The organism is Sulfurimonas sp., from assembly GCF_018698455.1.
In the GTDB taxonomy this organism is placed as follows: domain Bacteria; phylum Campylobacterota; class Campylobacteria; order Campylobacterales; family Sulfurimonadaceae; genus Sulfurimonas.
Window position 1 is genome coordinate 101489 of the sequence record NZ_JABIOQ010000006.1, and the last position, 19963, is coordinate 121451.

At 33.7% G+C, this 19963-nt stretch carries 18 protein-coding genes; 7 read left to right on the forward strand and 11 right to left on the reverse strand.

The features are described 5' to 3' along the window. From purD to HOG88_RS01250, 6 genes are all read right to left on the reverse strand, one after another. Positions 1-1266 carry a phosphoribosylamine--glycine ligase gene (gene purD / locus HOG88_RS01225; RefSeq protein WP_295002290.1) on the reverse strand — a complete coding sequence of 422 codons (1266 nt, stop codon included), beginning with the start codon at positions 1264-1266 and terminating at the stop codon, positions 1-3. Positions 1267-1622: 356 nt separating this feature from the next. Further along, positions 1623-2258: a uroporphyrinogen-III synthase gene (locus HOG88_RS01230; protein ID WP_295002292.1), complete on the reverse strand. Its 636-nt coding sequence runs from the start codon at positions 2256-2258 to the stop codon at positions 1623-1625. A 32-nt stretch (positions 2259-2290) separates the two neighbouring features. Further along, on the reverse strand, positions 2291-3829 hold the full coding sequence (gene guaA / locus HOG88_RS01235; RefSeq protein WP_295002294.1) for a glutamine-hydrolyzing GMP synthase: 1539 nt from the start codon (positions 3827-3829) through the stop codon (positions 2291-2293). A gap of 119 nt (positions 3830-3948) precedes the next feature. Further along, positions 3949-5301, reverse strand: a complete 1353-nt coding sequence (gene nhaD, locus HOG88_RS01240; protein WP_295002296.1) for a sodium:proton antiporter NhaD — start codon at positions 5299-5301, stop codon at positions 3949-3951. Next, positions 5301-6749 (reverse strand): FAD-binding protein, encoded by a 1449-nt coding sequence (locus HOG88_RS01245; protein ID WP_295002299.1) that lies wholly within the window; start codon positions 6747-6749, stop codon positions 5301-5303. Before HOG88_RS01245 ends, nhaD begins: the two co-directional genes overlap by 1 nt. Continuing rightward, positions 6749-6922, reverse strand: coding sequence for a hypothetical protein (locus HOG88_RS01250; RefSeq protein WP_295002301.1), 174 nt, complete (start codon positions 6920-6922; stop codon positions 6749-6751). The genes HOG88_RS01245 and HOG88_RS01250 overlap by 1 nt, the downstream gene beginning before the upstream one ends. A gap of 89 nt (positions 6923-7011) precedes the next feature. Here HOG88_RS01250 and uvrC point away from each other — a divergent pair, with 89 nt between their 5' ends. The 5 genes from uvrC (at position 7012) to HOG88_RS01275 (ending at position 14466) form a co-directional block, all read left to right on the forward strand. Next, complete coding sequence (gene uvrC / locus HOG88_RS01255; RefSeq protein WP_295002303.1) at positions 7012-8811, forward strand: excinuclease ABC subunit UvrC; 1800 nt, start codon at positions 7012-7014, stop codon at positions 8809-8811. Positions 8812-8880: 69 nt separating this feature from the next. Then, entirely contained in the window at positions 8881-9294 is a 414-nt protein-coding gene (locus tag HOG88_RS01260; protein ID WP_295002305.1) for a PAS domain-containing protein, read from the forward strand. 12 nt (positions 9295-9306) lie between these two features. After that, positions 9307-10845, forward strand: a complete 1539-nt coding sequence (locus HOG88_RS01265; RefSeq protein WP_295002307.1) for an Hpt domain-containing protein — start codon at positions 9307-9309, stop codon at positions 10843-10845. Between the two features lie 3 nt (positions 10846-10848). Beyond that, positions 10849-14079 carry an ATP-binding protein gene (locus tag HOG88_RS01270; RefSeq protein WP_295002309.1) on the forward strand — a complete coding sequence of 1077 codons (3231 nt, stop codon included), beginning with the start codon at positions 10849-10851 and terminating at the stop codon, positions 14077-14079. Positions 14080-14091: 12 nt separating this feature from the next. Next, positions 14092-14466: a response regulator gene (locus HOG88_RS01275; protein WP_295002311.1), complete on the forward strand. Its 375-nt coding sequence runs from the start codon at positions 14092-14094 to the stop codon at positions 14464-14466. A 24-nt stretch (positions 14467-14490) separates the two neighbouring features. Here HOG88_RS01275 and lon read toward each other — a convergent pair whose 3' ends face one another. From lon to HOG88_RS01295, 4 genes are all read right to left on the reverse strand, one after another. After that, entirely contained in the window at positions 14491-16908 is a 2418-nt protein-coding gene (lon, locus tag HOG88_RS01280) for an endopeptidase La (RefSeq protein WP_295002313.1), read from the reverse strand. 16 nt (positions 16909-16924) lie between these two features. Further along, positions 16925-17662 carry an outer membrane protein assembly factor BamD gene (locus HOG88_RS01285; RefSeq protein ID WP_295002315.1) on the reverse strand — a complete coding sequence of 246 codons (738 nt, stop codon included), beginning with the start codon at positions 17660-17662 and terminating at the stop codon, positions 16925-16927. 80 nt (positions 17663-17742) lie between these two features. Next, entirely contained in the window at positions 17743-18216 is a 474-nt protein-coding gene (locus tag HOG88_RS01290) for a hypothetical protein (RefSeq protein ID WP_295002317.1), read from the reverse strand. Further along, the gene (locus tag HOG88_RS01295) at positions 18198-18485 is read right to left on the reverse strand and encodes a nucleotidyltransferase domain-containing protein (protein WP_295002319.1); all 288 of its coding nucleotides are present in this window, start codon (positions 18483-18485) and stop codon (positions 18198-18200) included. The genes HOG88_RS01290 and HOG88_RS01295 overlap by 19 nt, the downstream gene beginning before the upstream one ends. Before the next feature lie 81 nt (positions 18486-18566). Between HOG88_RS01295 and HOG88_RS01300 the strand changes: the two genes are divergently transcribed. Both HOG88_RS01300 and HOG88_RS01305 read left to right on the forward strand, forming a co-directional pair. After that, the gene (locus tag HOG88_RS01300; protein WP_295002321.1) at positions 18567-18821 is read left to right on the forward strand and encodes a type II toxin-antitoxin system RelB/DinJ family antitoxin; all 255 of its coding nucleotides are present in this window, start codon (positions 18567-18569) and stop codon (positions 18819-18821) included. After that, a complete protein-coding gene (locus tag HOG88_RS01305) occupies positions 18811-19137 on the forward strand; it encodes a type II toxin-antitoxin system PemK/MazF family toxin (RefSeq protein WP_295002323.1) in 327 nt (108 codons plus the stop codon). Before HOG88_RS01300 ends, HOG88_RS01305 begins: the two co-directional genes overlap by 11 nt. 2 nt (positions 19138-19139) lie before the next feature. Here HOG88_RS01305 and HOG88_RS01310 read toward each other — a convergent pair whose 3' ends face one another. Continuing rightward, positions 19140-19880, reverse strand: a complete 741-nt coding sequence (locus tag HOG88_RS01310; RefSeq protein WP_295002325.1) for a transposase — start codon at positions 19878-19880, stop codon at positions 19140-19142. Positions 19881-19963: the final 83 nt, after the last annotated feature.

Here is a 19963-nt window from a genome sequence, read left to right on the forward strand (position 1 = left end):
CTAAAGTGCTTGATAAGCGATGTCTGTTCTAAGTTTTTTACCAACAAAATGAACTTGTCCACATCTCAGATATGCTCTGTCTCTAGCTTGCTTAATAGTGTCACCTAATCCAACACATACTAAAACGCGACCACCATTAGCATATAAAACATCATCTTCTTTGCTTACTCCAGCATAAGAAATATGAGTATTGTTTGCTATCTCTTCATGATGTACTTCATCTACGATTATTTCAGCAGGAGTTGAACTTGAGTAAGGATAGTTTTGTGATGCCATTACAACACCAACTGCATACTGTTTAGAGAACTCTACTTTTATCTCATTCAAACGGTTTGTTGAAGCTTTTAAGAACATATCTGAAACAGATGAAGTCATAAGAGGCATAAGGATTTCACATTCAGGATCGCCAAAACGTACATTAAACTCGAGTGTAATTGGCTCACCATTAACAACCATAATTCCAATGAAAAGAACACCCTCAAAAGGAGCACCCTCTTTCTTCATACCATCTAGTGTTGGAACGATAACCCTGTCTTTTACCTTTTGATAAAGTTCTTCATCAACAAGAGGTGTAGGAGCATATGCACCCATTCCACCAGTGTTTGGTCCCTCATCATTATTGTGTAAACGCTTATGGTCTTGTGCTGCTTGAAGAAGTATGTAGTCATCCCCATCGCAAATAGCGAACATTGAAAGTTCAAAACCATCAAGAAATTCTTCAACTATTACTTTTTTACCTGCATCACCAAAACTTTTTCCACTTAACATTTCACCGATTGCTTGCTTTGCTTCATCATGACTCATAGCAATGATTACACCCTTTCCACCACAAAGACCATCGGCCTTCACAACAATGGGTGTACTTAGTGTATCAGTAAATTTATATAAATCTTCGATTGAGTCACTCTCAATAAAGCCGGCTGTAGGGATATTGTACTTTGCTAAAAAGTTTTTCATATAAACTTTTGAGCCCTCAAGTTGAGCTGCTTCTTTGGTTGGTCCAAAAATAGTCAGTCCTTGTGCTCTGAAAATATTTACCACGCCATCAACAAGTGGAGCTTCAGGTCCAACAATTGTCAGTTCTATTTCATTTTCTTGTGCAAATACTGCAAGTTCATTATAGTCTTTAATATTTAGATTAGTTCCTAGGTTATCAGTAGCACCATTTCCTGGTTGAAAAAAAAGTTCATGATCCTCTGTCTCATTTTTTATAGCTCTTGCAATAGAGTACTCACGACCACCACTACCTAAAATCAAAATTTTCATATGTTATTCTCCAATATTATATAGACATTATATTTTCTCTTTATTATAACATAGAGTCAATTTTAAATAGCTGTTTTATATGAAAAATATAGTGGAGGGAATGATTTATTATAAAAAGATAACCCGAGCAGCCGTCTCGCATTTGGCTTGGTTCTAAAAGCCTAATTTAGGAGAAGTGAGTGCTTTATAACGGCGACATTTTCTCGCTATGCATAACATAGCTCAAGTGAAAACATTGACACACAAAAGCTCTACTAGTTCTCAAAGTGAAAATGTAGAACCCTCATTGGTGCGATTGCTCGAACCACTCAGATTATCTATATGTTATATTATACACTTTCAAACTTTATTTTTTTTTATAAAGATTTAGCCAGTGTTATACAGCTCTCAATTGTATTCTCTTTTGCTATATTAAATGTTAGCCCAGGAGGAAGTGATTTTCCCGTTGTAGTGCCAATTACAACTACATTATTCGTTAGAGAAATTTGATTATTTTGCAAAAAACAATTTATACTAGAAGGTGAAGTAAATACAAGGACTGCATTGTCCTCAATCTCTATATTCTTCATCTCATCAGAGCATTTACTTTCATAGACTATCTCTTCATCAATACAATAACCCTCATGAGTTAAAGTCTCTACAAAATTTGATGCAACCTTCTTTGCTCTTAGGTAAAGCCATTTTGTTTTTTTAGGATACTGACTAACACTCTTGTGTAAGTCATCTCCATAACCACTGCCTACCTCTAGAACTGTTCCATCAATCTCTTCAAATGAGGCAGCAGTGACCTCTGAGATACAAAGTGCTCTCTTATCTATAAAGGTTGTTGTGTCATACTGCTGTAGTGCTCTCACTGCTTGTTTTGATGTAATAATTAAATAATCATAATCACAAAAATTTATAGAAGGTTTAAGGAGTGTTATATCAAGAGAGTTCACACTTATTACATCTGGATGAAAAGAAGTAGAGAAGAGATATATTTGCTTAGACATAAAACTTCCTACTCTTTTGTGCTTTTCTTACTTTATTCCCACTCAATTGTTGCTGGTGGTTTACTTGAAATATCATAAACAACACGGTTGATTCCATCAACTTCATTGATAATTCTTCTTGAAATTCTCTCAAGTAAATCGTGTGGTAAGTGTGCAAATGTAGCAGTCATACCATCAACTGCTTCAACAACTCTTACACATGCTGTATTGTCGTATGTACGGTTATCACCCATAACACCAACTGATTTTACGTTAAGCAAAACTACAAATGCTTGCCAAGTTTTAGCATAGTACCCACTAGCTTTGAGTTCATCAAGAAGTATTACATCTGCTTCACGAAGAATAGTTAAGTCAGGAACATTAACATCACCCATGATTCTAATTGCAAGTCCTGGTCCAGGGAATGGATGACGGTTAATCATACTTGCTGGAAGACCTAACTCTAAACCAATTTTACGAACCTCATCTTTAAAAAGTTCACGAAGTGGCTCAATTAATTCAAAATCCATCCAGTCTGGTAATCCACCAACATTATGATGAGATTTAATAACCTCCGATGGACCATTTACAGAGATAGACTCAATAACATCAGGGTAAAGTGTCCCTTGAGCAAGAAATTTAATTCCATCATGTTTTTTAGCTTCTTTTTCAAACTCTTCAATAAAAGTATGACCGATTATTTTACGTTTTGTCTCAGGGTCAGATACACCTTCTAGTTTTCCTAAAAAGTTGTCTACAGCATCAACTGTAATGAGTGGTGTTTTAAGATTGATTTTAAAAACTTCTTCAACTTGCTCGCGTTCACCTTTTCTTAACAATCCATTATCTACAAATACAGGAATAAGTTGATCGCCAATAGCTTCATAAAGCATAGCAGCTACAACAGAGCTATCAACTCCACCGCTTAAACCACAAAGAACTTTACCAGTTCCTACTTTTTTACGGATACCTTCTATTTGTTCTTTCAAGAAGTGCTCCATTTTCCATTTTTCAGTAACACCACAGATATTTTTTGCAAAGTTACGAAGCATTAAGTAACCCTCTTCTGAGTGTTGAACTTCTGGATGAAATTGCATTGCATAAACACGTTTCTCTTCATTTGCAATAGCTGCATATGGAGAATTTTCTGATGTGGCAATTGGTGCAAAACCTTCTGGAAGAACATCTACTTTATCAGAGTGACTCATCCAAACAATTCTATCATCATCGCAATCTGCTAAAAGAGGAGAAGCAGTCTCTAGTTTAAGTTCTGCTTTTCCATACTCATGATGATCTGAACGGACAACACTTCCACCAAAGTCAACAGCAATACACTGCATACCATAGCAGATACCAAGAACTGGAATACCCATAGAGTAAACACCTTGGTCTACTTTATATGCATCTTCATTATAAACAGAAGATGGACCACCACTTAAAATAACACCCTTTGGGTTTTTTGTTTTTATCTCTTCTGCTGAAGTATGGTAAGGTAAAATTTCACAATATATTTTATCTTCACGAAGACGACGAGCGATAAGCTGTGTGTACTGAGAACCGAAATCTAAAACGATGATGCTAACATTTGTCATGGAAATACCTTTAAAAAATGGAATAATTTATTGATGACAGGATACTATAAATAAGATTAATTTTTGATTTACACGAAAGAGAGTCTAGCTGCGTTTAAATGCAGCTAGTGTTATTAAGGTTAGTAGAGACCCAAAATTTGAAACTGAAAATACCAAACAGCAATTGAAGCTATATATCCAGCTAAGATAGTCCAAGAGTGTTTCATGTGTGCACCAAAAGTATAGATACCATGAAGTCTACCCATAACACCTACACCTGCTGCAGAACCAAAAGAGATAAGACTTCCACCGATACCTGCTGTTAAAGTTACAAGCAACCACTGGTCAAGTCCCATCTCAGGAGATGATTTTAAAATCGCACTCATTACAGGAACATTATCAACAATAGCTGAAAGAAAACCAACACCAATATTTGAAATAGTTGGGCCAAACGATGTATATAGGTCATGTATATAGTGGAGGAAACCTAAGAAATGCAATGCACCTACTGCTGATAAAATACCAAAGAAGAAAAGAAGTGTATCGTTTTCAACTTTTTGCATATTTATATAGATATTAAAACCATTCTTCCCACTTTTATGAAGATGAACAGCATAGAGTTTAAGTATAGCCATACCAAACATCATACCCCACATTGCTGGGAAGTGAAAAAATTGATGACCAAGAACAGCCATAACAATTGTCAGTATTCCAAAATATGCAACACCCATTCCTCCATCTGCAACAACTGGTTTCGTTTCCGTTGAAGCATCAAATGGTGGTTGCCCTTTTGGAACTGACATGCTAAGTAAAGAAGCTGTAATTACCCAACCAACAACAGAAGCAGGGAAAAGGTATAAGAAGTCTACAAACTGACCCTTACCAGCTGTCCAAGCCATTAGTGTAGTAATGTCACCAAATGGAGACCATGCACCACCTGCATTTGCAGCAACAACAATATTGATAGCACCAGGAACTAAGAATGCAAGGTTTTTCTTATCAATTGTAAAGAGTACGGTTGAAAGAATAAGTGCTGTTGTTAAGTTATCTGCAACTGGAGAGATAAAAAATGCTAAAAGACCAGTTAACCAAAAAAGTTTTTTGTACGAATAGCCTTTTGAAACTAGCTTAAACTTCATAAGATCAAAAACACCACGTTCTATAAGAGTTTCTATAAATGTCATAGCTACTAGTAAAAAGAAGAAAATCTCTGCGATTTCTAAGATTAGTACCTCTAGCTCATCATGAAGTGGATCTGGATTCAATCCATTAATTGCATAATATACACCAATAAGCATAAACATAAATGTACCTGCAAAAAGTGCTGGTTTTGCTTTGTTTACCTCATATTTGTCTTCTGTAGCTATAAAATAATAAGCTAATACGAAAATAGCTAAACTTAACCAACCTACCCATGTTGTGGCAAGGTTCACATCTGCTGCAGCATGTGAAATAACCTGTGTTACTGTGTCTGTTACTGGACTTTGTTCCATTATATCTCCTCTTGAATTGTATGAACACCAATTGATTTTTTTCTAGAAATTGCCCCTAGAACGACCTCTTTTGCTGTTAATAATCGAAATTTCAGTAGTGTACCAATTTTTTCATTCAAAAGTGCATTAATTGACTCTAAAGCATCATTTAATCCATTTTTTGTTCTTATTATAGATACATTCTCCCACATAATTCGTCTTAATTGATTTTTCTTTATTTTATCCTCTTTGAGACTCATTACCCTGTTGTTCACTTCAAATTCGCAAGTGTCATACTCTTTATCTTTACTTAGGATATCTTCAACCCCTATTTTTGCGAAAACAAGACCTTCAAGAAGGGAGTTTGAAGCAAGTCTATTTGCACCGTGGACACGAGTTGAAGCGACTTCACCAATAGCATAAAGATTTTGCACACCTGGCACTCTTGCATTTAAGTCCGTTTTAATTCCACCTATAGCATAGTGAAATGCTGGCGAAATTGGCACTCTTTGAGAGGGAACATTAAAGCCTAGTCCTCTTAAGTTTGAACAGATATTTGGAAATCTATGCTCAAAATACTTTTCATCAAAATTTTTAAATACTAAATAAACATTCTGTCCTGTCTTCTTTTTATGAAGATATATAGATTTACTCACTATGTCTCGAGATGCCAACTCTCCCCGCTCATCATAGTCAAACAAAAATCTTGCACCACTTTCATCTTCAATTGTCGCCCCTTCACCTCTTAGAGCTTCAGTCAAGAGAAGTTTTTGAGCATCAGAACTGTTCACAAAAACCGTTGGATGGAACTGTAACATCTCCATTCTTTCTAACTCTATCCCCTTTTCAACACAAAGTCCTTGAATATCTCCACTGATACAAGGTGCATTTGTATGGTACTCATAAAGCGAACCTAATCCACCACTAGCGATGATAATATTATCTGCATAAATATTTCTTGTCTCTCTATGATCCAAAACCGTCACACCATAACAAATACCATCTTTTATAAGTAGATCAACTACTCTAGCATCTCCGAGCATTGCATGAGGGTTGTTGGAGAGTAAAAAGTGGTGTACGTAACGCCCTGTTGCATCTCCGCCCGCATGTAAAATTCTCTCACAAGAGTGTGCAGCTTCTTTGGTATAAAGAAGCTCACCCTCATTATCTTTGTCAAATTCAAAACCGCTATCAACTAAGTCATCAATTACTTCACGAGAAAACTTTGATAAAACAGATACAGCTGCTTCATCACAAAGCCCATCCCCTGCGTTTATCGTATCTTTTATATGCACAGGAATATCTGCTTTATCTCTAGCTAAAGCGATTCCACCTTGAGCATAAAATGAATTACACTTGAAAGTTTCTCGTTTGTTAATTATTAAAACTTTTTTCTCTTTTGGTAACTTCATCGCGGCATAAAGCCCTGCAATACCAGCACCTATTATAATTACATCATATTTAAACATTATTCACAGCTCGTATTATTCTCAAGATTAAGAAAACTCTTTTTTTTCAGAATAAACTTTACATTTTCATCTTCGCTTGGCACTTCTTCATAGTAAGGTGCCCCTTTATATCCACAAGCATTAAAACTTAATGCAAAGATTGTTATAATAAACATATAAAAAATATTATTCAAATTAATTCCCACTCGTAAAATATTATATGGATAATATAGTAAATAGGATTAAAATGTTTTTAAACTATACATAAAGAGACAAGAGACCAATGATACTTGAAGAAACAATCAAACAACTTCCTTCATCTTCTGGAATTTATCAATACTTTGATAAAAATGGACATATACTATATATAGGTAAGGCAAAAAACTTAGCTAACCGTGTCAAAAGTTATTGGCAATTTACTCCTTTTAGACCTAATGCTAAACTTTCATTACGAATCATACGCATGCTGGAGCAAACTGTTTCTTTAAACTACATCGTTGTAAATTCCGAACATGATGCACTTATACTAGAAAACTCTCTTATAAAACAGCTCAACCCTAAGTATAATATTTTACTACGAGATGATAAAACCTATCCATATATATACATAGATTACTCACAAGAGTACCCACGTTTTGATATTACAAGAAAAATTTTAAAATCCAAAGACATTACTTACTATGGGCCTTACTCTGTTGCTGCACGGGATATTCTAGATTCTCTTTATGAGACGTGTAAACTAGTACAAAAGAAAAGCTGTTTAAAGTCCAAAAAACTCTGTTTGTACTACCAGATAGAAAAATGCCTAGGTCCTTGTGAACTCCCTATTTCAAAAGAAAGGTACTCTCAAGAGGTAAACAAAGCAATATCTCTCATTGAAAATAAAAAATTACTCGTGAATGAACTCCAAGAAAAAATGGAATTTTATGCACAAGAGATGCGTTTTGAAGAAGCAGGTGAGATTAGAGATAGAATCCAAAGAATTTCTCGTTCTCAAATTAAAAGTGAGATTGATTTTGCAAGTAATGAGAATTATGATATTTTTGTTGTCAAAAACACTCAAAAGAGAGCTGTTGTCATACGAGTGTTTATGCGTAATGGAAAAATCATATCTTCTTCGCATAACTTCATACATGTTGATGATAGCTTTACAACACAAGAACTTTACTTTCGAACGATTCTTAATTTTTATAAGGACGAAAAGCCTCCAATTATAGCACCTATTCTTATAGCACAAGAGATTGATTCTGTAGACCTACTGCAAACTCACTTAAGTAAAATATTTTCAAAGAAGGCTTCTATATCTATGCCTATTAAAGGTAAACGCAAAGACCTAATAGAACTTGCCGTGCTTAATGCTAATGAACTGCTAAAAAAAGATAAAAATGTTACTTCACATAAAATTCAAGAAGATATACAAGAACTTTGTAAACTTCAAAAGACACCTTACCGAGTTGAAGTTTTTGACAATTCTCATATATCGGGTCAAGCAGTTGTCGGGGCTATGATAGTTTATGATGATTCTTCTTTTGATAAAAAATCTTACCGAACATACCATTTAGAGGCTAAGGATGAGTATGGACAAATGAGAGAGGTGCTAAGTCGAAGAGTGGCAGGGTTTTGTAAAGAATCACCACCTGACCTATGGCTTCTAGACGGTGGAGCCACACTTCTCAAACTTGCACTTGAAATCTTAAACTCTAATGGAATTTTTTTAGATGTATTAGCTATATCTAAAGAAAAGATAGATGCAAAAACACATAGGGCTAAAGGTAAAGCGAATGACATTATCTATACAAAAGATGAAGTATTTAGACTAAAAAATTCTGATAAAAGACTTCAATGGGTACAGAATCTTCGAGATGAAGCCCATAGAAGTGCTATTACTTTCCATAAAAAAACAAAACTAAAACTCGATAAAGAGAGTCAGCTTTTAAGTTTACATGGAATTTCGCAGGCTAAAATAGTGAAACTACTCAAACATTTTGGAACATTCGAAGAATTAAAAAATGTATCAGTTGGGGAAATAAGTACAGTTTTAAATACAAAAGATGCAAATATCATAAAAAAATATTATACATAAGTTTTCTTTTTATTCAATTATGATATATTTTTACTTATTCTAGTTTTCACAACTATATAAAGGTTTTAAATGAACAAAGTAACACCAATTGATCAAGAATATTTTTTTGATGATGAAATTATTGTTAGTCAAACTGACTTAAAAGGTGTCATTGTCTATGCAAACAAGGCATTTAGTTCCATATCTGGGTATCCCCTTGATGAACTTGTTGGACAATCTCATAGTATTGTAAGACATCCTGATATGCCCGAGTTAGTATTTTCTAAAATGTGGGTAACTATCCAAGGTGCTCAAGCATGGAATGGTCTTGTCAAAAATCTAAGAAAAGATGGTCAATATTATTGGGTAGATACTGAAATACTTCCATCTCAAGATAAAGATGGAAACATTACTGGATATATGGCCGTAAGAAAAATTGCATCAAGAAAAGATATTGATGAAAACAAAGAGACATATAACAAAATGTTGCAGTCTGAAGCGTAAAGGAAGAGATATATGCTAATTTATAATTATAAAAAAGAATTTCTAGGTATTGATGAGTCAGATTTAAAAAGCTTAGGACTTAAAGATTTAGAAGAATTAAAACGAGAAGCTTCAGACTTTGCTGATCTTTTTGTAAAAACCCCAGGCTATATTCATAATTTCAAACATGTTCATTGGATTGACTTTATTGCCTGTGCAAACTCAAGCGAAGAATCAAAAGTTATTATTAATATTAATAATAAAAACTATAGAGCCACTATAACGATTAACAGAGCTTTTCTTGTAGATAGTCCTTCTTCGAAAGCTTATTTAATTCATTTGAATAAATTAGTAGAATTAAGCAATAAAGATACACAAGAAATATCAAAAGATATAGCTAATAAATCGATACCTTCAAGAGAACCATATGCTGTAGAAACATTTGATTCTTTAGTACCTGTAGCAACTCATAATAGTGAACCAGCGACACAAGAGTATAATCGTGTTACTCATGACCCTTATGAAACACCTCTTGAAATTGATTTAGATATGCAAACTGATGACACTCCTCTTGAACTCCAAGAAAGTATAGAAGTTGCCCCAGAGATCATTGAAGAAACTATAGATATGGAAGATTTAGTTCTAGATATTGAAGATAGTTTAAGTATTCAAGGTAGTGAAACTCCGGTAACAGAAAAAACTTTTAGTGATGGATATGTATTTGATCCATCTATTGCTGCAGAGGAGTTAGGTCTTCCTCTTGAGCTAATTGAAGAATTTATTTGTGATTTTATTGAACAATCAAAAGACTTTAAAAATGCTTTATATGCATCATTAAATGAATGTAACTGCGATGACCTAAAGATTTTATCTCATAAACTAAAAGGTGTTGCAGCAAACTTAAGAATAGAGAATGCACTTGAAGCACTAGTTCTTATTAATTCATCAGAGGATGCTTTGATAATAGAAGAAAACCTTGCAAAATTTTACAATATAATTGCTAAGTTAGCTGGAGATACAATTACTGTTGAGAAACCAACCGAAGTAGCACAAATAGCAACAAAACTTGTAATAGAATCTATACCAGAACCTAAAATAGAGAAAGATGATGAATTCACTATCGATTTTAAAGATGATTATGATGATCTTTATAGTGATCCTGTAGAAGTGCCAGAACCTGCACTTAGTGTAGAAACAACAGAGCCTGAGTCTACTCTTGATATAGACGAACCAGAAGTAACTCCGGAAGCTGCTCCCAAGAGTACTTATTCTAAAGTATCAACGGCAAATGACATAGGACTCGACCAAGAAACTTTTAATGAATTATTTGACGACTATGTTAATGAGTCAAAAATTATCATTCAAAACATACAAGAAGCAACAAAAATTGGTGATTTTGTAACATCAAGTCATGAAGCTATAAAGCTTAGAGGCATGGGTGACAACATGCGAATCACATCATTCAATGAAGAACTCAAGACTATTATTAACTCTTCAGATAATGAAGTAATCCGAGAAGCAATTAGTACAATTGATGCTATCATAGCTCAAATATCACAAGCGGAGGTTTAAAATATGCAACTAGGATTAAAAAACAGACTAAGACTAATCAGTCTTTTTCCAATTGTAATTTTATTTTCAATTACGAGTTATTATGTTTATCAGTCATATGAAAATTATAAAATTGCTCAAGTTTTACAGGATAAACTTTCTGTAAATAGACAGCTAAATTCACTAGTGAACAATATTTCACGTGAGCGTGGAATGACAGTAATGTACCTTGGAAATTCATCTCAAAATACATTACGTTCACTTGTTAAACAAAGAGCACTTGTTGATCAACAAGAACTCTCATATCTTAGCCATATTAAAGAAAAATCAGTTTTACATGAACATTCTAATGGTATGAGTAATTGTAAAACATGTCAAAGCATTAAAACTATTTCTCAAAATCTAGAAGAGATTAAAAAAATGCGTATCCTTGTAGATGAACAACAAACTAACTTTGAGGACGTATATAAAAATGTCTATGGAAAAGTTATACAAAGTGCTGTTGCAGAATTAGAAAAAATTACATCTAATCAAATTGATCCAGAAATTAATACATATGCGATTGAGTATACTACACTAATTCGTGCGAACGCATCAAGTGCTGACGAACGTGACTTCATTTCATTTGCCATTGCGCGTGCTTCTGAGTTTGAGGAGGGAGAGCTTAATACTTGGATGTCACTTATTTCAAAAGCAGATAATCTTAGTTATGACACTCTTAAAAATTCAACTCTTATTTCAGCACTAGATGCCATCTATACAACTGAGGATGCATTAGAACTTTTCGATGATATTAACACCGAACGAACAGATGTTATTTTAGCAGCTGATAGTGGGGAGTTTGAGACAAGTTCAGGAATCTGGTTTGCAATGATCTCTGAAAAAGATAATATAATCTTTCAAGCTGAAGAACTAGTTCTTAATGAAATGGATGCACGAGCTGTAGTTGTAAAACTTGATGCTCTTCAACTACTTACTGTCACATTAACTATTTGGGCTGTCTCTATCTTACTTGCTATTTTAGGCTACCTCCTTTCTAATGAAATTGCAAAAAATATCAGAAACCTAGAAGAGGTTTTAAAGCGTGTTGCAAAAGATACGAATGATGGTAGAGAAGACAACAACATTAATCTTAACAATACTAAGGGTACAGAAAAAGCATACCAACTTCTTGAAAGTATCATTACACAAACACGACTCGATAAAGAATCTGCACAAGAAGCAAGTGAAGCAAAATCAATGTTCCTTGCAAATATGTCACATGAGATTCGTACACCACTCAATGGTATTGTTGGATTTACTGAACTTCTTAAAGATACTGGTCTTGAAGAAGAGCAAACAGAGTTTGTTGAGATTATTGAAAAATCATCTGAAAACCTTCTTGAGATTATTAATAATATTCTTGACCTTTCTAAAATCGAATCAAATAAACTTGAAATCGAAGATATCGCATTTAATCCTGCAGAAGAATTTGAATCTGCAGTTGATGTATATGCCGTTCGTGCAAGTGAAAAACATATTGACCTTGGTTGTTTTATTGATCCTCAACTTGAGCACCCTATTAAAGGTGATCCAACTAAGATTAAAGAGGTTATTATTAACCTTCTTTCTAATGCAGTTAAATTCACGAGCAGTGCTGGTGCAATCAATGTGGACATTAGAAAAATTGACTCTGAAGAGGGTATCACTCGTGTTAAATTTGAGGTACAAGACAGCGGTATTGGTGTAACAAGTGAGCAAAAATCTAGAATTTTTGAAGCTTTTTCACAAGCCGATACATCTATTACACGTAAGTATGGTGGTACAGGTCTTGGTTTAACTATTTCATCAAGATTTATCGAACTTATGGGCGGTACACTTGACCTTCATAGTGAACCAGGAGAAGGTACGACATTCTTCTTTACTATAGATTTTGAAGAAGTAGAGACTCTTAATGAAAGTGTTAGGGGAAGTTATTCAAGCATTAACGCTCTTATTTTAGAGTCAAATAGCAAAACAAAACGCCAAGAGATTTATCTTAAAGAGTACCTTGACTTTTACGGTGTGAGTTACACATTCTTTAAAAACCAAAAAGAGTTAGAAGTACTAGAACGCCAAGTAAGTTATGACTTGATTATTGTTGATTATGACTATGCTGATGAAGACTCTTTAGTAGAATATAATAAACTCTCTCAAGAGTTAGTACTACTCACTAAATCATTCTTTATGAAGAAAATCGATTCAATGCATCTTAATGTTTTCAAAAGAATATATGAGCCGTTAAATAATTCTAAACTAAGACAGGCACTAGATAACTACCATACAGAAAACTTTGGTGCTAAAAAGACGAAAAAAATAAACCGTAAAAAGTTTAATGCAGACACTTCTAAGTTTAATGCAAATATTCTTATCGCTGAAGATAATATCATTAATCAAAAACTAATTAAGAGAACACTTGAAGATTTAGGTTTAAATATCACAATTGCTTCTAATGGTCTTGAAGCCTTTCAAAAGCGTAAAGATGGAAACTTCGACTTAGTCTTTATGGATATTCAGATGCCTTTCCTTGATGGGATGGAAGCAACTAAAGAAATTTTAGAATGGGAAGAAACATATAATCAAGTTCATGTTCCTATTGTAGCTTTAACTGCGAACGCACTTAAGGGGGATAGAGAAAGATTCTTAGCTGCTGGATTAGATGAGTATACAACTAAACCTCTCGTTCGTGCTGAGATAATCTCTTTACTAAATATCTTCTTAGCTGATTTTATTGTTGATACAACTAGTGCAGTTCAAGATGCTAAAGAGATAGTAATTCCCGAAGTAATACCAACTATTGAAGAATTCTCAGATGAAACTATAGAAGTAGTCATAGAAAAAGAGCCAGTATCGACGAAACCAGTTTACTCTTTTACTCATGATATTTTATTAGCGAAGAAAAGCTCTTTTGAGTCTAAGCTTTATTCAAAAGTATTAACCTCACTAGGTTATAGCTTTGATACAGCAGATTCTGTAAGTGAACTTGAGACAATGTCTCAAGATAATACTTATAAAGTTATTCTATTTGATAAAGAGTGTAAGGGTCTTAATTTAGCTACATTTGCTTCAAGTATACAAGAGGCAAATGCATCAAAAGAATTAAAAACTAACCTTTTACTAATCAACAGTACCGACGAAAGTGAAGATCCAAATGATTTATCATTAGTGGATGAAAGTATAAAGAATGTTGTAAATAAAGATTTACTTAGACTATTAATAGAAAAATTTATTTCATGAAAGGCCTGAAAAATGAGAAATGATTTAATTATTCTAGCAGTTGATGATGATATGATAAACCTAAAACTTCTAAAATCTATGTTGAAAAAAAGTGGCTTTGTAAAAGAAGTCATAGAAGCGAAAAATGGCTCCGATGCTATTGGGGAGTTAAAAGGAAGAGATGACATAGACTTGATTCTTCTAGATATCATTATGCCCGTAATGGGTGGGATAGATATGCTAAAAGTTGTACGTGCTGATGATAATCTACGTCAACTTCCGATCATCATTCTTACGACTGATGAGACAAAAAAAGTAGAAGCACTAGAATGTGGGGCAAATGGGTTCCTTATGAAACCCATCAGAAAAGACGACCTCATAAACAAAATTAAAACAGTGATCGTTTAGTCATCTTTAACAACTAACAGATTCTTATATAAGAATCTGTTTTAACACCTCTTCAACCCTTTTCATACCTACTATTTCCATAGCTTCTTTTACTTCCTCTGGAATATCTTCTAAGTCACGTTCATAATTTTTTGCAGGTATAAGAACCTTTGTCATTCCAGCTTTATGCGCCGCGATAAGTTTCTCTTTTAATCCACCAATCGGCAATACATCTCCACTTAAAGAGACCTCACCAGTCATAGCAATCTCAGAACGAATCTTTTTACCACTAAGTATAGAAGCAATCACACTTACCATAGCTATACCTGCACTAGGACCATCTTTTGGTGTTGCACCATCTGGAACATGCAGGTGAAGGTCATAGCGCTTATAGACTTCGCTAGCATCAACTGTGATATTGTCTTCTTGTTCTTTAAAACTCATTGGAATACTTTTAGTATCTATCTTTAGTTTTCTAGTATCTATAAGAGTTTTTACTACACTCATCGCTATTCTTGCTGATTCTTTCATTACCTCACCAAGGCTACCGGTGAGTTGCATATTTCCTTTGCCTTTAATGCGAATACTTTCTATTTTAAGTACATCTCCACCAACTGCCGTCCATGCTAAACCATTAACAACACCCACAACAGGAATCTTGTCGGTTTTTTCTATCTCAAACACACTCTTTTCAAAGAAAGTTTTTAAGTTTTTACCGCTTACAGAAACTTTTTTCAAATCACTATCTTGTAAGATGTCACGAGCAACTTTCCGGCACATATCGGCTACTCTACGGCGCAAGTTACGAACTCCTGCTTCACGAGTATAGCTATGTATAAGTTCTTTAAGTGCCGGTTTAGATATGCTCAGTTCAGATTTCAAAAGACCATGTTTTTTAATTTCTTGAGGAATTAAGTATCTTGAAGCTATTTCAAACTTCTCTTGTGGTGTATAAGAACTCACACCTATAAACTCCATTCTATCACGAAGTGGTGCAGGAATACGTCCAACATCATTTGCCGTAGCTATAAATATTACATTACTCAAGTCCAAATCAAAGTTAAGATAATAATCTCTAAACTCACTATTTTGTTCAGGGTCAAGAATTTCTAAAAGTGCAGAGGTTGGGTCGCCCCTTCCTGTACGTGACATTTTATCTATCTCATCAAGAACTACAACTGGATTCATCTTTTTAGAATCTATGATACCTTGAACTATGCGACCTGGCATTGCACCAACATAAGTACGACGATGACCTCGAAGTTCATTTACATCTTCAAGTCCACCGAGAGCTATTCGGACAAGTGGGCGTTTTAAAGCAGTTGCTATTGAGTTTGCTAATGAAGTCTTTCCAACACCTGGAGGTCCCGAGAAACATAAAATAGCCCCTCCGCTCTTTTTCTGTGAAACGCCACGAAGTTCAAGTAGTTCTTTTACTGCAAAGTACTCAACTATGCGCTTTTTAGGTTTTTCTAAAGAAAAATGGTCTTTGTCAAGTTGTGCTTCTACATTGTCTATATGAAGTGGTTTTTTAGAAATCTCTCCAAATGGTATGTCTAAAGCCCAGTCAAGATATGTTTGTGTCATTGAAGCTTCTGACGAGTCTTGATGCATACGCGAGTAACGCTCAAGTTGTTTGTTTACCTCTTTATAAGAGCCTTCACTCATTTTTACTTTTTTAGCTTCTAGCTTAGCTCTATACTCCTCAATTTCTTCATCACGAGAGTTATCAGTTCCTAACTCTTTTTGTATTTGTTTGAGTTGTTCTTTTAAAAAGTACTCTTTATTCACTTTTTCTATGTGTGTGTGAACTTTTGAACGAATCTCTTTTTGAAGTTTATTTGCTTCTATTTCTTCTATCAAGTAATCAATAAGACCTAAAAATCTTTTTTCAGTATCTGTCTCTACAAAAAGTTTATACGCCTGTTCTTTTTTAAGCTTAACACTTGAACAGATAAGGTCAATAATACGATTATGATCATGATTTTCTTCAATCGTTCTGAGTAAATCAGGTGGAAAGTAATTACTTACACTTGAAAGTGTTCTTACTTTCTCTCTTACTACTTCTAAAATAGCGTCTATTTTTAAAGTGTTTACCTCAACAGACTCTATCACTTCAACATGAGCTATAAGTGGATCAGTTGAAACTTCATGAATAGATTTTCCGCGAGCTAAACCTTGAAAAAGTACTTTTACTCGTCCATCAGGTAGTGCTACTTTTCTCATTATAGAGCCAACAACACCAGCAGAGTATAAAGAGTCATAATCTCTTGCACCCTCTTTTGACGCTTTAGTTGTACATACAATCACCAAAGTGTTATCTTCTATGGCTTTTGTTGCGGCTGCTATATTACTCTCATCACTCAAAAAGAGTGGACTAATCATAAATGGGTATAAAAAAAGTTCATCCTCTGCTATAACTGGTACATCAGCTGGGAACTCGCCGTAATTACTTAATTTCATATATATTTCCTATCTTTTATTTTGTTGTATTATCATCTGAAACAGAGTTTCTAGAAACTACACTTCTTGTATCTGGTATCATAAACGCATACCAACTTGATGTGCCATCACCCTCAAACCATTCTCTATACCATGGGGTGTCAGCTCTTTTTATCTGACTCCAGTCAATCCAAGTTTGCTGCTTTTTATTTTTATAGTACTCTGCTGACTTATACTTATCTATTCTTTCATAGAGGTCAACAATAGTCTGGTTTAAAGCACTATCTGCCATATATAAGTTCACAGTCATTGTATCAACAAGTGCATAGTAAGTAGATCTTGGATAATTTCTCTTAAACGCAAGAGCATCTTCTATGGCATCGTTTATAAGAACTTGATCGCGTCTTGGATTTGGTAATGCCATGTACTTTGCTTTTATTTTTAAAAACTCTGCAAACTCTTTCTCATTAGGGTTAGCATAGCGTTTGATGTACTCGTCAAGAAAGTGCTCCGTTAAGATGTACTCTTCACTCTCTAAATGAGCCATTGCCAAGATCATCGTAGCTTCTGGCAAAAGAGGAGAACCAATGTGCTCTCCTTGTAGTGATGAGTAGTAGTTGTCTGCCTTATCAACATCTCCCCTAGAGATACTCTCTATAATCTGAGAGTACCAGTGAATAGCAGGCTTGTTATACTCTTCAAGTTCTTTAGAACAAGATGAAAAAAGCATTATAAATGCCAAAGATGTGAGTAGTAGTTTTGTGTATCCGTGCATTAAATATTTTCCTATTGTTAGTTAGCTTGTAATTTTATCTAAAAGAGTTATATCTCTCTTTAAATTCTATTTGAAATGCTCTAACTTTTTAAAGCAATAGCACTTAGTATATTTTCAAGTTCTTTTTTATGTTTGAAAATATTGTTTAAAATATCTACAGCTAACTTTTCGTTATCTGCATAATCATGTGCGATTTCATTTCTGATCTCTCTTAACTCAAACCATTCATCTACTTCTAAAATATTGAGCTTTTCCAATGAGTTTAAGATATCTAAAAATGGTTTATCAACATTTGTACCTTGGTACAACATATAAGCTTTAAAAAGCTTTCCACCCATACTATCTTGTGCCTTTGAAAACCTATATATTATCTGATCTGCAAATGCCAAGTGAACTCTATTTTTTGTTAAACTATCAAAATCTTTCACTACAAGTGGAAATTCATAACTTTTTCCTAACTCTGAAAAAGCCTCATCAATTCTTTTCAAATGTATTTGTGACTCTTGAAAAACTTTTTGAAACTTTGTTTTGTAAACTAAAGTACTATCGCCCATTTTCGTGCCTCTTTTTCTATAAGTCTCGAACTGTCTTCATTAAAAACAACATCTATCTTTTGGTCATCTATCTTCTGTTTTAAAAGAGAAAGAAATCTTATTTTTTTCTCAAATAAGTCTGTTTTATCTTCAATCTCTATAAAAAGGTCTATGTCTCCACCTTTTTTACTATCATCAACGCGACTACCAAAAAGTGAAATAGTTCCATTTGCAAATATAGTGTCAAAAACAGTTTTAATTGAATGAATATAATATTTGTTTAATCTCATAATAATGATTATATCATAAAATAATTTTTATTTTGACAAAATACTTCATTTGGTGTATACTTAAAAAATGAGGATCAGATTATGAAAATTCAAACTAGTATAAGAGTAGAAGACGAGTTTTACCAAGAAGCGAAGATAGTCTTTAAAAAAGTCGGCTTAACTTTTGGGGATGCTGTAAATCTTTTTTTGTCAAAGGTTGCTATGGAGAAAGGAATACCTTTTAGCATCACAACTATACAAAAAAATAAAGAGGATGACGACTTGATGAAAGCACAAGAGTTATCTATGTCTAAAACTTGGGATAATGATGAGGATAAGGCTTGGGATGAGTTATAAGGCAGGAGATATCGCACTTGTGAAGTTTCCTTCTGCAGACTTGAAGAAGTCTAAAAAAAGACCTGTTGTAGTAGTAAAATCAGAAAATGAATTAAAAGATATAGTATGTTTTCAAATAACATCAAATCATAAACAAACAAATTTACTAAAAATTGAGAATGACGACTTAGACAATAGTACTTTAGCATTAAAATCATTCATAAAATATGATAAGTGTTTTACAATTAACACTGATATAGTAGATAAGAAAATAGCAAAAATAAATTCTAAGTTGTTACTGCAACTAAAAACACTGTTTTGTAGTGAGTTGTTTTAAACTTATACTATCCTCGACACACTAGAGGGATTTAAACTCAAAAACCTTGCTATATCACTTTTTGTATAACCATAGTCATAAGCTTTTTTCATGTTAATATTTCTGTTTATATCCATATCTTCTTCAAAAAATGTTTCTATTCTTTTAGAAAGTATTTTTAATTTACCATCTTTTTTTACTAGCTTTGGACTTTTATATACTATCTCTATAGCATCAATATCTAAGGCGGTAGATATATACTCTGAGTACTCTTTAAAAGTCATATCAAAGATTTTTGAATTGTTTAACAATGTAAAATACTTAGATTTATGAAGCCATCCAAAGAATGACTGGTGTTTATAGTCGCTTACACTATTTACCATACTAGCGGCTATAGGATTACGTTCAATATATTTAGCAACCACCCAAAAATGTGCATCATCATAAAGCGGAAATGATTTGTATCGCCCTTGCCATAAATGCCCTATTCTTTTATACTTTTTATTAAAATATTTTGCATATTTGTCATTTAAAAATTGAATTGCTTTTGAGAGATTATTTTGACTAGTTTCTAGCAATATGTGGTAATGATTTGTCATGAGACAATACGTATGCACTATGACTTCATAATCTTTAGTAAGTTTTAGTAATAGCCCTAAAAAGAAATCATAGTCAAAATCATCAAGAAAGATTTTTCGTCGCTCTACTCCACGATTTACAATATGGTATATTCCGGCTTCTGTAATTCTTTCTCTTCTTGGCATAATTCTCCCACAAGTCCTAAATATTTTGACCAGTATACTAAAAAAAGAATAATATTCAAGTTTATATTAATAAAAAGCATTGA